This is a genomic window from Oceanibium sediminis, assembly GCF_003265325.1.
GTDB classification, from domain to species: domain Bacteria; phylum Pseudomonadota; class Alphaproteobacteria; order Rhodobacterales; family Rhodobacteraceae; genus Halovulum; species Halovulum sediminis.
In genome coordinates this window covers 796,473-808,080 of record NZ_QGNX01000001.1, presented here as the reverse complement: position 1 = coordinate 808,080, position 11,608 = coordinate 796,473, and the positions used below count along the sequence as shown (strand labels likewise).

Below are 11,608 nucleotides of genomic sequence, written 5' to 3'. Positions count from 1 at the left end.
ATGACGGAAACGGATCACATCAAAGTCGACGTGCTGGTCATCGGGGCCGGGGGCTGCGGCCTGACCGCCGCCCTGTCCGCCCATGAAGCCGGACTTGAAGTCGCGATCCTGGAAAAGGCGGACCGAGCGGGGGGCAACACCGCGCTGTCCAGCGGCTCCATCCCGGCGGCGGGCACGTCGCTGCAGCTGAGCCATGGCGTCACCGATTCCGCCCAGGCCTTCGCGAAGGATCTTTTCAACCACACCGGCGCGCACGACGCGGACGCGCTGGTCGGCACCCTGACGGACGTTTCGGCAGAACTGATCGACTTCCTTGCCGCGCAGGGCGTCGCGCTGGAATTCGTCAGCGGCTATCGCCACGTCGGCCACAGCACGGCCCGGCTGCACGCACCGCCCGCCCGCCGCGGCGCCGACCTGGTCACGGACCTGCTGACTGCGGTCGAGCGCTGCGACATTCCCCTGGCGCTTGGCCAGGGCGCGACGCGGCTGATCGCCAAACAGGGCCGGATCATCGGCGCGATCGCGGGCGAGGACCGGATCGAGGCCGACGCGGTAATCCTGGCCTGCAACGGTTTCGCCGCGGCGCCAGAGCTTCTGGCCACCCATTGCCCGGTGGCCGCGAAAGCCGCCTATGCCGGCAGCCCGTACAGCACTGGCGACGCGCTGACCTGGGGCGCGGAGCTAGGCGCGGGGACAGGCAACCTCGGGGCATTTCAGGCCCACGCAGGGCTGAGCCACCGCACCGGCGCCCTGATGACATGGACCCTGATCGAGCGGGGCGCGGTGATCGTTGACGCGACAGGCCAGCGGTTCGGGAACGAAACCCTGGGCTATTCCGGCTTTGGCGAGCTGATGATGGCCCACGAAGGCCCGTTCCACATGATCTATGACGCGGAGATCCGCGACAACGTGGCCGCCGGCCAGCCCGATTTCGCCGAAGCCTGCGCGATGGGTGCGGCAAGACAGGCAGCGGATGCCGCGGCGCTGGCGCAAACCATCGGCGCACCGCAAGAGGGGCTTGCCGCCACGCTTGCGAGCGCGCGGGATGCGGCGCAGGGCGCCGCCGCGGATCCGTTCGGGCGGCAGGACTGGGGCCTCGGAGCGCTTGACGCGCCTTACTGCGCCTCGGAAATCGCGCCGGCGATCTTTCACACCCAAGGCGGATTGCGCATCGATACCGGCGCGCGCGTCCTGACCGAAGCGGGCGACGCCATTCCCGGCCTCTATGCCGGGGGCGGCGCGGCGATGGGAATCAGCGGGCGGAACGGGGCACGCGGATACATGTCCGGCAATGGGCTACTGTCCGCCCTAGGCCTTGGGCTGATCGCGGGGCGCAGCGCCGCGCGGGATATTTCGACCATGCGGACTGCCGGCGGCGAACAGCCCCACCAGTCCGCGTTCGATCAAGCACAACTGAACTGAAACAACGAGGAGGATGTCATGAAATTCAGTTTGACCACACTTATGGCCGGGGCGGCGCTGAGCCTGAGTGCCGCGCTGGCCCAGGCCCAGAGCTTCCCGGAGCGTCCGGTCACGATCATCGTGCCGTATTCGCCCGGCTCGACGGACACCATGGCCCGGACGCTAGCCGAGGACATGTCCGAATCGCTCGGCCAGCCGGTCGTCGTGGAAACGCGCCCCGGCGCGGGCGGCACCGTCGGCGCGACCGAAGTGGTGAACGCCGATGCCGATGGCTACACGATCCTGATGGCCGTCAGCTCGGTACAGACCGTTGCGCCGCACCAGCGCGAACTGAACTACGGCTTCGATGACCTGACCCCGATTGCGCGGGTCGCCGTTGGCCCGAACGTCATCGCCGCCCGCAACGGCGCGCCCTTCGCCACCATCGAGGAAATGGTTGCCTACGCCAAGGAAAACCCCGGCAAGGTCAGCTACGGCAGCGCAGGCACCGGCGGTGCCACGCATATCGCCGCGGAAGCCATCGCGCAGGCCGCCGGGATCGAGCTGTTCCACATTCCCTTCGGCGGCGTGACCCCTGCGATCACCGCAACGGTAGCCGGCGATGTCGATGTCGTCCTCGGGTTCGCGTCGGCGATCCTGCCCCGCGGCGAATCCGGGCAGCTTGTGCCCCTGGCGCAGCTTGCCGAGGAACGCACGAGCCTGGCACCCGACCTTCCCACGCTGAAGGACGCGGGCATCAACCTGGCCCTGCCGCCCAACATCGGGCTCTGGGCGCCGGCAGGCACCCCAGACGACGTGCTCGCAACGCTGGCAGCAGCCGTCGAAGCCTCCGCCACCGGCGAGACGTTCAGCGAGTTCGCCAAGAACGCCCTGGTCGAAGTTGACGTGGCTGGCCCCGAAGAGTTCCTCGAAGTCCTTCGCGCAGAGGACAGCTTCTTCGCCGAGCTTCTGCCGACGATCGATTTCTCGGAGTAAGCCGAGCACTTGTCCGGGAGACAAGCCAGCGGGCCACCCCTCAGGGTGGCCCGTTTGCGTTCGCGCCTCAGGAAGGCGCGATACCGGGCGTAAAGCCCACCAAGGGGCAGGCGGCCTGAGAAGCCCCGCATTCACGGCAGCACCTGGCCGCACCTGCGTTAAGAGCAGTTCTATCCCGGGTGATACCCCTACCGAGACCTAATCGAAACAGGGGGTCCAGGGCGCGGGACTGAAACCGTTCAGAAAAGCCAGGACCTTGAACGGGTCGCCCTTGGCGGCCAGAAGCTGCGCGACGGCCTTGATATTCCCCCGGTTGTTATTCCCGCGCAGAGACCCCAAGCTGGCCGAAAATATCGATGCTGAGGGAAATGCCATGAAAGTTGTCGTTATGGGGGCCGGGGTGATCGGTGTGACCACCGCCTGGTATCTTGCGAAGCAGGGCGCCGAGGTGGTGGTGATCGACCGTCAGATCGGGCCGGGGCTGGAAACCAGCTATGCCAACGCGGGTCAGCTGTCCTACGGCATGTCCTCGCCCTGGGCGGCGCCGGGCATTCCGTGGAAGGCCGTCAAATGGCTGTTCATGAAGCGCCGGCCGTTGTTCATCTGGCCGCTGATGAGCCCCACCATGTGGATGTGGTGCGCCCGGATGGTCGCCAACTGCAACTCGGAAAGCTACGCGGTGAACAAGTCGCGGATGGTGCGGATCTCGACCTACAGCCGGGACGTGATGCCCGAGCTGATCGAGGAAACCGGCATCGACTACGACGGGCGCGCGCAGGGCACGCTGCAACTGTTCCGCACGCAAAAGCAGCTGAAGGGCTCCCGCGCGGACCAGGAGATCCTGGCCCAGTTCGACAGCCCCTTCGAGGAGCTGGACCGCGACGGCTGCATCGCCGTGGAACCCGCGCTGGCGGGCGTGCGCGACAAGTTCGTCGGCGGCCTGCGCCTGACGGCGGATCGCACCGGGGATTGCCGGATGTTCACCATCGCGCTGACCGAAAAGGCGATGGAGCTGGGGGTGCAGTTCCAGTACGGCCAGTCGATCCGCTCGATCGCAGTGGAAAACGGGCGAATCGCGGGGGTGGACACGGAACTGGCCGGGCGCATCACCGGCGACAAGTACGTCTGTGCGCTGGGCAGCTATGCGCCGCAGCTTCTCAAGCCCCTCGGGCTGAAGCTGCCGATCTACCCGGTGAAGGGCTATTCGGTGACACTTCCGGTGACGGATGACGCGATGGCCCCGCAGTCCACGCTGATGGACGAAACCCACAAGGTGGCGATCACCCGCCTCGGCGATCGGATCCGCGTGGCCGGCACCGCGGAAATCGCGGGCTACAACAACCGCCTTGGCCCCCATGCGACGGATACCGTCAAGCACGTCATCAACGACCTGTTCCCAAAGGGCGGGGACCTGAGCCAGGCCGAGGGCTGGACCGGGCTGCGCCCGATGACGCCCGACGGCACGCCGGTACTGGGCGGCACGCAGTACGACAACCTGTTCCTGAACACCGGGCACGGCACGCTGGGCTGGACGATGGCCTGCGGCTCGTCCCGCGCGGTGGCAGACGTGGTGATGGAGAAGGAGCCCGAAATCCCGTTCGACGGACTGACGGCGGAACGCTACGCTCGCTGACGCCGACCGGAGAAGGAGTGACCCATGACCGTGATGATCCTGTATGCAACCGTCGAGGGGCAGACCGAAAAGATCGCCCGCTTCGCCGCCGACACCGTGCGCGCGGCAGGGCGGCAGCCGGTCCTGGTGAACAGCGATACGCAGGACGCCCTGGCCCTGGAGGGGGTGGAGGCCGTCATCCTCGCCGCGCCGGTGCATGAGCGCCGCCACCCGCCATCCTTCGAGCGCGCGATCAGCGCCCACCGCGACGAACTGGCCGCGCGGCGCACGCTGCTGCTGTCCGTGAGCCTCAGCGCGGCCTTCCCCGACGGGCACGAGGACGCCGAGGATTACCTGCTTGAAATGAAGATGCGCACCGATTTCACCCCCGATTCCGAGGCGCTGGTCGCGGGCGCGATCAAGTCGCGCGACTACGATTATTTCAAGTCCGTCGTGGTGCGCCACGTGGTGCTGCGCGACCGCGATGTCGATGCCTCGGTGACCGAGCACGAGTTCACCGACTGGGACGGACTTGAACAGTTGATTACCGGCTTCCTCGCCGCGCCCGGGCAGCAGACGCGGACCGGGGCCGGGGCCTGAGCGCATGGCGGACCGGCGGCGCGCCGCAGGGGCCTGAAGGACTGACATGACCACACATCTGACCGACCCGACCCGTCCAGAGCGGAGCAAGACACCCATGGCCGAGGAACTCTGCCTCGCCAATGCGCGGCTGGTCCTTCAGGACCGGGTGATGACCGGCGCGGTCCATATCGCGGGCGGGCGCATCGCCGCGCTGCGCGAGGGCGACGCCGTGCCCGCCGGTGCCATCGACTGCGACGGGGATCTGCTGATGCCCGGCCTGGTGGAGCTGCACACCGACAACCTGGAGCGGCACATGCAGCCGCGCCCCGGCGTCAGGCTGCCCCATGCCGGCGCGATCCTCGCCCATGACGGAGAGTTGGCCTCGACCGGGATCACCACTGTCTTCGACGCGCTGCGCGTCGGCTCGTTCCGTGAGTCCGAAACCGGCTACGGCATGTACGCGCGCAAAGTCGCGACCGAGATCCTGTCGCTCAGGGCGGCGGGGCACCTGCGGGTGCGCCACCTGATCCACCTGCGCGCCGAGGTCTGCTCGGAAACGCTTGTCGAGGAACTGGCCGCCTTCGGGCCGGACGACCGGATCGGGCTGGTCAGCCTGATGGACCACACGCCCGGCCAGCGCCAGTTCCGCGACCTGTCCAAGCTGAAGGTCTTCTACACCGGAAAGCATGGCTACTCAGACGCGGGGTTCGCCGAGCTGGTCCGCCACCGCCAATCCCTGGGGGAGCGTGTGCGCGAGTTGCACGAGGCGACCATCCCCGCCGAGGCCGCGCGCCTTGGCGCGACCCTCGCCAGCCATGACGACACCAGCGCCGAGCAGGTCCGCAAGTCGCGGGACATGGGCATCACGCTGGCCGAGTTTCCCACCACCGCCGAGGCGGCCGAGGCCTGCCGCGCCGCGGGCATCCGCATCATCATGGGCGCGCCGAACCTGATCCGGGGCGGCTCGCACTCGGGCAACGTCGCGGCTGCGGACCTGGCGGAACGAGGGCTGCTGGACCTTGTCTCCTCGGACTATGTGCCGTCCTTGCTGATGGCCTCCGCCTTCCGGCTGGCGGAGATCTGGGGCGACCTGCCGCGCGCCGTCGGCGCGGTGACACGCGCCCCGGCGGATGCCGTCGGGCTGACGGACCGGGGCCGGATCGAAACCAGCTGCCTGGCCGACCTTGTCCGCGTGCGCACGGCGGGGCAGACGCCGGTGATCCGCGCGGTCTGGCGCGGCGGGGAGCGCATCGGCTGACGCGCCCGGGTCAGGTTTCGGGCGATCCGACAAGGCGGCGCGCGGCCCCTGCCGCGGACTGGATGTATCGCGTATCGCCATGAACGAGGGCCAGGCTCATGCTGCCCTCGATCAGAAGCATCACCTGGCGCGCCAGCGGCTCGGGCGCGGCGGCGCCCAGCGCCCTCCAGCTGGGTGGCCAGCCACGCCTCCACCGCGGCCTTGTGCCGGCTGGCCGCCACCCGCGCGGGATGGCCGGGCATGTCCGCCAGTTCCGTCGTGATGCGGGTGAAACCCGAGCCCATCCAGCCCGCCCCGTCGGCCCAGTCCTTCAGCGCCAGGAACAGGTTGTCCACCAGCACGGCGGCGGAGTCCGGCGCGGGCCCCGCCCAGGACCGGAATTCCTGCAACATGTAGCGGTGCTGATCCACCAGCACCGCGGCGACCAGGCTGTCCTTGCTGTCGAAGTGATAATAGACGGTCCGCTTGGTCACGCCCGCGCCTTCGGCGATAGCGTCCATGCTGACGCGGGAAAACCCCTCGCGGTAGATCAGGGCATGGGCGGAGCGCAGGATCTTCCCCCGCGTGCTGGGCCGATCGGTGTCCATCCGCGCCAATGTATACTCAGGAGTGTAACGACACAACGCGCCCGGACCGGCATTCTGGGGGTGCCGTCCGGGGCGCGGCGGCGTCCCGGGGAAAAGGGGGTTGGAAATGCTGGAAGAAATTCAGATCATTTCAAACGTGGTCGGCACAATCGCCGTGTCGCTGACTGTCGTCTACCTTGCGATCCAGGTCAGGGCGAGCACCCGCGCGACATACTCGCAGACCTACCAGGCGGCGGTTGCCGCCCTTGGGGACATGGCGGCCATCGTCGGGGAAAGCAAAGAGAAATCGAAGCTTTACGCGAAGGGCATGCCCGATCCCGACCAGCTGGACGAGGATGAGTACCTGCAATTCGCCTATCTCGGCATCAGCCTGTTCCGAAAGTACGAGAACGCCTTTTTCCAGTACAGGTCCGGGATGATCGACGATGAATTCTGGGACGGGCACAGGGACAACCTGCTGTGGTTCTTCCACAGGCCCGGCACCCAGCGATGGTGGCGCGAGCGTCGGTTGGGGTTCAGCAAGTCATTCCGCGAATACCTCGAAAGCACGTCACACGCGGACATGGCCAGACAGGACGACCGCTACGTGTGACACCCGCCCTCGCCGCCATGGGCCGGACCTGTCCGCGCGGTGGCGGGGCCGACCGTCCGGAAGACAGTACCGTTTTCACGGGACGCCATGCGCCAAGCTGCTATTGCGTATGATTTTCAATTACAAATTCAACAACTTGTGCCCATCGGCCGACTTGTCTATCTGGTGCGGGAACCGCCGGAGAGGACCGCGATCATGACCACATTCAAGCTCGCGATTGGCAGTATCGTCGTGGGATTCCTGGTTCTTGGCCTGAAAACCTTCGCCTATTGGATGACAGGTTCGGTCGCACTGTTGTCGGACGCGCTGGAGAGCACGGTCAACGTTGCGACGGCGTTCGCGGCGCTGATCGCCATTCACGTCGCGGCCAAACCCGCGGACGCCGGGCATCCCTACGGCCACCACAAGGCGGAGTTCTTCAGCGCCGTGCTGGAGGGCGTGATGATCATCGTCGCCGCGCTGCTGATCCTGCTGGAGGCTTACCGCGGCTTCCTCGAACCCGTCGCCCTTGATGCGCCGTTCGAGGGGTTGCTGGTGAACATCGGGGCCACCGTCATCAACGGGTTCTGGGCCTGGATCCTGATCACCCGTGGACGCAAGCGTAAATCCCCGGCGCTGGTGGCCGACGGGCACCACCTGTTCACCGATGTGCTGACATCCTTCGGCGTGGCTGTCGGCCTTGTGCTCGCGGTGCTGACCGGGTGGTGGATCCTCGACCCGGCGCTGGCGGCCCTTGTCGCGGTGAACATCCTCTGGTCGGGGTGGAAGATCGTCAAAGCCTCGCTCAGCGGGCTGATGGACGAGGCGGTGTCGGATGGAACGCTTAACACCATCCGTACCATCATCGCCCAGGAAGCAGATGGCGCGATGGAGGCGCATGACCTGCGCACGCGCCATGCGGGAACCGCGATCTTCATCGATTTCCACCTTGTCGTCCCGGGCGAGACGACCGTGTTCCACGCGCATGAGATCTGCGACCGGATCGAGCGTGCCCTGAAGGACAAGCTCGACGGGGCAAGGATCTCGATCCACGTCGAGCCGGAGCACAAGTCGAAGCAGAACGGAATCGTCGTTCTGGATTGACTCAGGGGGCGTTGTGGGGCGCGCTCACTCCATCCAGTCGAAATAGACCGGCTCGGGCCTGCGGCGGGTGAACAACACCTCCTTTATGAAAGCCAGCAGGTCCAGTTCCATCATGATGCGCCCTCGCGTCGATGGGTTGCACGCGGGGCGGGACCGGTGCGCCGTCCGCCCCTCCACGCAAGCCAACCTGTCAGGGCGGCGTGTCAGGGGTTCGACAGCCCCATGAAAGTTCTGCGACCCCAACGGCGGGATCAGGCGGCGAGGTATCTTTCAAGCGCCGCTTCGCTGCCCTCGGCCCAGACCAGCGGCAGCCACCGCTCGAACGCGTCCGCGAAACGGGGCTGGTCGGCCAGTTCCCCGTAGAGGCGGGGCTGTTCCAGCCATGCGCGGGGCCGCGCGCGCGCGGCCTGTGAGGCGGCCTGCAATTCGGCCCAGCGTGGGTCGTTCGGCTCGATGGTGCTGCCGTCCTCGCGGGTGCCGGCGCACATGCGCGACCACAGCGCCTGGGCCAGCGCCAGCCCCTCGACCGGGGTGCCGGCGGCAAGGCCATCGCTGAGCGGCAGGAACACCTGCCCCGCCAGCTTGGCCGAGCCGTCCATCGCCACCCGGCGCACCGTGTCCACGACCATCTGGTTGGAAAAGCGCGCGTCGATCAGGTCCACGTAGGCTTGCGGTGTCATGTCCGGCACGGGGCGGATGTTGGGGGCGACCTCCTCCAGCGCGACGCGGCGGAAGAAGGCGTGGATCAGCGGGTGGGCCATGCTGTCTGCGATGGTGCGAATGCCGAGGATTTCGCCCGGCACGGCGACCATCTGGTGACCGCCGTTCAGGATCCTGAGCTTCATCGTCTCGTAATCATGCACCCGGTTGGTGAAGGTGGCGCCCACCTCCTCCCACGGGGGGCGGCCGGCGCAGAAGTCATCCTCCAGCACCCATTGGCGGAAGCGTTCGTGGGTGACGGGGGCGGCGTCGTCGATACCGAAGTCCCGGGCCAACGCGATTTCCCGCGGGCCGGTGGCGGGGACGATGCAGTCGACCATGGCGTTGGGGAAGCTGCCGTGTTCCTCGATCCAGTCGGCAAGGCCCGGGTCCGTCAGGCGGGCGAGACTGAGCACGACTTCCTTCAGCAGCCGCCCGTTCCCGGCGAGGTTGTCGCAGCTTTGACCGGTGAAGGGGGTAAGGCCCCGCTCACGCCGCAGGCGCAGGGCTTCGACCATCGCGCCGAACAGGGTGCGGGGCTGGCCGGGATTTTCCGTATCGTGGACGATGTCGGGATGCTCGGGGTCGAAACGCTTGGTGGCGGAGTTCAGGAAATAGCCCGCCTCGGTCACGGTCATGGACACGATCCGCGTTGCCGGGTCGGCCATGCGCGCGATCAGCGGGCCGTTGCCCGGTTCGATCGGCGCGTAGTCGATGAGCGAGCCGACGACCTCCGCCGAGGTGCCCTCGGGGTCCAGCTCGATCAGGGTATAAACGTAGTCCTGCGCGGCCAGCTTTTCGCGCATGGCGCTGTCGAAGGGGCGCACGCCCGCGCCGACGATGCCCCAGTCCTGGGCCTTACCCGCCTGCATCAGCCGGTGCAGGTACCACGCCTGGTGCGCGCGGTGGAAGTTGCCAAGGCCGATGTGCACGATGCCGTGGGTCAGGCCCGCACGGTCATACTGCGGCACCAGCACCCCTTCGGGCATCTGGCCAAGCGTGGCGTTCGAGGGGCGGATCAGCTCATCCATTGGCCGCCATCCACGTTGTAGGTCTGGGCCACGATGTAGCGGGCCTCGTCCGTGGCAAGGAAGATGGCCATGCCGGTCAGATCCTCGGCCACGCCCATGCGGCCGAAGGGGACGCTTTCGCCCACCTCGCGCTTTTTCTGGCCGGGCGCCTTGTTTTCGTACTTGGCGAAGAAGGCATCGACGCCGTCCCAATGCTCGCCATCCACGACGCCGGGGGAAATGGCGTTCACGTTGATGCCGTGTTCGATCAGGTTCAGCCCGGCGGACTGGGTCAGGCTGATGATCGCCGCCTTGGTCGCGCAATAGACGGCGACCAGCGGTTCGCCCCGGCGGCCCGCCTGGCTGGCCATGTTGATGATCTTGCCGCCCTGCCCGCGTGCGATCATGTGTTTCGCCACCGCCTGCATGGTGAACAACGTACCGGAGACGTTGATCGCGAAGGCACGGTCATAGTCGGCGCGGTCGATTTCCACGATGGGCGCGGCGGTGAAGATGGCGGCGTTGTTGATCAGGATGTCGATATGGCCGAGCTGGTCCACCGTTTCCCCCACGGCGGAGTCGATGCTGGCCTGGTCCGTCACGTCCATTTCCACGGCAATCGCGGCATCGCCGATGGCCGCCGCCGACTCCCGCGCGCGGGTAATGTCGATATCGCCCAGCGCGACGCGCGCGCCTTCCTTCGCGTAGGCTTGGGCAAAGGCAAGCCCGATGCCCCGCGCCGCCCCGGTGATCAGGGCGGTCTTGTCCTTCAGCCGGGTCATGGGATGCGCAGCCCCTCTGCGTTGAAGCGGTGGATCTGATCCTCGCGCGGGGTCAGGTGGATGGTGTCCCCGTGGCGCAGGTTCACCTCGCCCGGGGCGCGCACGGTCAGGGACTCGGCAAGGCCCGTCTGGTGAATGTGGAAGAACGTGTCCGAGCCGAGGTGCTCTGCCACGCCCACGGTGCCGGTCCAGGTGCCGGAGCCTTCGGTCACGTCGATATGCTCGGGACGGATGCCGATGGTGTGGGCGTTGTGCTTTTTCGCCTCGGCCCCCTCGATCAGGTTCATCTTGGGCGAGCCGATGAAACCGGCGACGAAGATGTTCTGCGGCGCGTGGTAAAGGTCTAGGGGGCTGCCGACCTGCTCGATATTGCCGGCGCGCAGCACCACGATCTTGTCGGCCATGGTCATCGCCTCCACCTGGTCGTGGGTAACGTAGATCATCGTCGTGGCCAGGCGCTTGTGCAGCTCGCTGATTTCAAGGCGCATCCCCACGCGCAGCGCGGCGTCGAGGTTCGACAGCGGCTCGTCGAACAGGAAGGCCGAGGGTTCGCGCACGATGGCCCGCCCGATGGCGACCCGCTGGCGCTGCCCGCCCGAAAGCTGGCCGGGGCGGCGGTCCAAGTAGTCCGTCAGGTTCAGCGCCGCGGCGGCCTGCTCGATCCGGCGGTCCTGCTCGGCCTTGTCGATCCCGGCCATGCGCATGGGAAAAGCGATGTTCTTGCGCACGCTCATGTGCGGGTAAAGGGCGTAGGACTGGAACACCATCGCCAGCCCGCGCTTGGCGGGCGGGATGTTGGTGGCGTCCGCCCCGTCGATACGGATGGTGCCCGAGGTGATGTCCTCAAGCCCCGCGATCAGGCGCAGCAGCGTGGACTTGCCACAGCCCGAGGGGCCGACAAAGACGGTGAACTCCCCATCCTCGATGGTCAGGTCCAGGGGTGGAATGACCTCGACCTCTCCGAAGCTCTTGGTCACTTTCTCGAGTGTAATCTGTCCCATGGTAT

At 67.2% G+C, this 11,608-nt stretch carries 11 protein-coding genes and 1 pseudogene; 8 read left to right on the top strand and 4 right to left on the bottom strand.

The window, feature by feature from the left end:
- The 6 genes from DJ029_RS03835 to DJ029_RS21910 all read left to right on the top strand — a co-directional run bounded on the left by DJ029_RS03835 (nt 1) and on the right by DJ029_RS21910 (nt 6,245).
- Nucleotides 1-1,422 (top strand): FAD-dependent oxidoreductase, encoded by a 1,422-nt coding sequence (locus tag DJ029_RS03835; RefSeq protein WP_112320985.1) that lies wholly within the window; start codon nt 1-3, stop codon nt 1,420-1,422.
- An 18-nt stretch (nt 1,423-1,440) separates the two neighbouring features.
- Entirely contained in the window at nt 1,441-2,397 is a 957-nt protein-coding gene (locus DJ029_RS03830) for a tripartite tricarboxylate transporter substrate binding protein (RefSeq protein WP_112320984.1), read from the top strand.
- Between the two features lie 373 nt (nt 2,398-2,770).
- Entirely contained in the window at nt 2,771-4,030 is a 1,260-nt protein-coding gene (locus DJ029_RS03825; RefSeq protein WP_112320983.1) for a D-amino acid dehydrogenase, read from the top strand.
- A gap of 24 nt (nt 4,031-4,054) precedes the next feature.
- Nucleotides 4,055-4,609, top strand: a complete 555-nt coding sequence (locus tag DJ029_RS03820) for a flavodoxin domain-containing protein (RefSeq protein WP_112320982.1) — start codon at nt 4,055-4,057, stop codon at nt 4,607-4,609.
- A gap of 97 nt (nt 4,610-4,706) precedes the next feature.
- Nucleotides 4,707-5,849, top strand: coding sequence for an alpha-D-ribose 1-methylphosphonate 5-triphosphate diphosphatase (locus tag DJ029_RS03815; RefSeq protein WP_112320981.1), 1,143 nt, complete (start codon nt 4,707-4,709; stop codon nt 5,847-5,849).
- A gap of 240 nt (nt 5,850-6,089) precedes the next feature.
- Nucleotides 6,090-6,245 carry a hypothetical protein gene (locus DJ029_RS21910; protein WP_198671064.1) on the top strand — a complete coding sequence of 52 codons (156 nt, stop codon included), beginning with the start codon at nt 6,090-6,092 and terminating at the stop codon, nt 6,243-6,245.
- 29 nt (nt 6,246-6,274) lie between these two features.
- On the opposite strand, the pseudogene DJ029_RS22395 reads toward DJ029_RS21910, so the two are convergent.
- A pseudogene (locus tag DJ029_RS22395) lies at nt 6,275-6,436 on the bottom strand (TetR/AcrR family transcriptional regulator); the annotation flags it as partial.
- 106 nt (nt 6,437-6,542) lie between these two features.
- Here DJ029_RS22395 and DJ029_RS03805 point away from each other — a divergent pair.
- Together DJ029_RS03805 and DJ029_RS03800 are read left to right on the top strand one after the other, a co-directional pair.
- Entirely contained in the window at nt 6,543-7,028 is a 486-nt protein-coding gene (locus tag DJ029_RS03805; RefSeq protein WP_112320979.1) for a hypothetical protein, read from the top strand.
- A 192-nt stretch (nt 7,029-7,220) separates the two neighbouring features.
- Entirely contained in the window at nt 7,221-8,111 is an 891-nt protein-coding gene (locus tag DJ029_RS03800; protein ID WP_308860763.1) for a cation diffusion facilitator family transporter, read from the top strand.
- Nucleotides 8,112-8,362: 251 nt separating this feature from the next.
- On the opposite strand, the gene DJ029_RS03795 is transcribed toward DJ029_RS03800, so the two are convergent.
- The 3 genes from DJ029_RS03795 to DJ029_RS03785 are packed head-to-tail and all read right to left on the bottom strand — an operon-like array spanning nt 8,363 to nt 11,603.
- Nucleotides 8,363-9,841 carry a mannitol dehydrogenase family protein gene (locus DJ029_RS03795; protein WP_112320977.1) on the bottom strand — a complete coding sequence of 493 codons (1,479 nt, stop codon included), beginning with the start codon at nt 9,839-9,841 and terminating at the stop codon, nt 8,363-8,365.
- Nucleotides 9,829-10,602: an L-iditol 2-dehydrogenase gene (locus tag DJ029_RS03790; RefSeq protein ID WP_112320976.1), complete on the bottom strand. Its 774-nt coding sequence runs from the start codon at nt 10,600-10,602 to the stop codon at nt 9,829-9,831. Before DJ029_RS03790 ends, DJ029_RS03795 begins: the two co-directional genes overlap by 13 nt.
- Nucleotides 10,599-11,603, bottom strand: coding sequence for an ABC transporter ATP-binding protein (locus tag DJ029_RS03785; protein WP_112320975.1), 1,005 nt, complete (start codon nt 11,601-11,603; stop codon nt 10,599-10,601). Before DJ029_RS03785 ends, DJ029_RS03790 begins: the two co-directional genes overlap by 4 nt.
- Nucleotides 11,604-11,608 lie beyond the last annotated feature (5 nt).

What these genes read in the sequence shown, in the direction of transcription:
- DJ029_RS03835 (WP_112320985.1), top strand. Translation starts at nt 1, where the DNA reads ATGACGGAAACGGATCACATCAAAGTCGACGTGCTGGTCATCGGGGCC.
- DJ029_RS03830 (WP_112320984.1), top strand. Translation starts at nt 1,441, where the DNA reads ATGAAATTCAGTTTGACCACACTTATGGCCGGGGCGGCGCTGAGCCTG.
- DJ029_RS03825 (WP_112320983.1), top strand. Translation starts at nt 2,771, where the DNA reads ATGAAAGTTGTCGTTATGGGGGCCGGGGTGATCGGTGTGACCACCGCC.
- DJ029_RS03820 (WP_112320982.1), top strand. Translation starts at nt 4,055, where the DNA reads ATGACCGTGATGATCCTGTATGCAACCGTCGAGGGGCAGACCGAAAAG.
- DJ029_RS03815 (WP_112320981.1), top strand. Translation starts at nt 4,707, where the DNA reads ATGGCCGAGGAACTCTGCCTCGCCAATGCGCGGCTGGTCCTTCAGGAC.
- DJ029_RS21910 (WP_198671064.1), top strand. Translation starts at nt 6,090, where the DNA reads ATGTCCGCCAGTTCCGTCGTGATGCGGGTGAAACCCGAGCCCATCCAG.
- DJ029_RS03805 (WP_112320979.1), top strand. Translation starts at nt 6,543, where the DNA reads ATGCTGGAAGAAATTCAGATCATTTCAAACGTGGTCGGCACAATCGCC.
- DJ029_RS03795 (WP_112320977.1), bottom strand. Translation starts at nt 9,841, where the DNA reads ATGGATGAGCTGATCCGCCCCTCGAACGCCACGCTTGGCCAGATGCCC.
- DJ029_RS03790 (WP_112320976.1), bottom strand. Translation starts at nt 10,602, where the DNA reads ATGACCCGGCTGAAGGACAAGACCGCCCTGATCACCGGGGCGGCGCGG.
- DJ029_RS03785 (WP_112320975.1), bottom strand. Translation starts at nt 11,603, where the DNA reads ATGGGACAGATTACACTCGAGAAAGTGACCAAGAGCTTCGGAGAGGTC.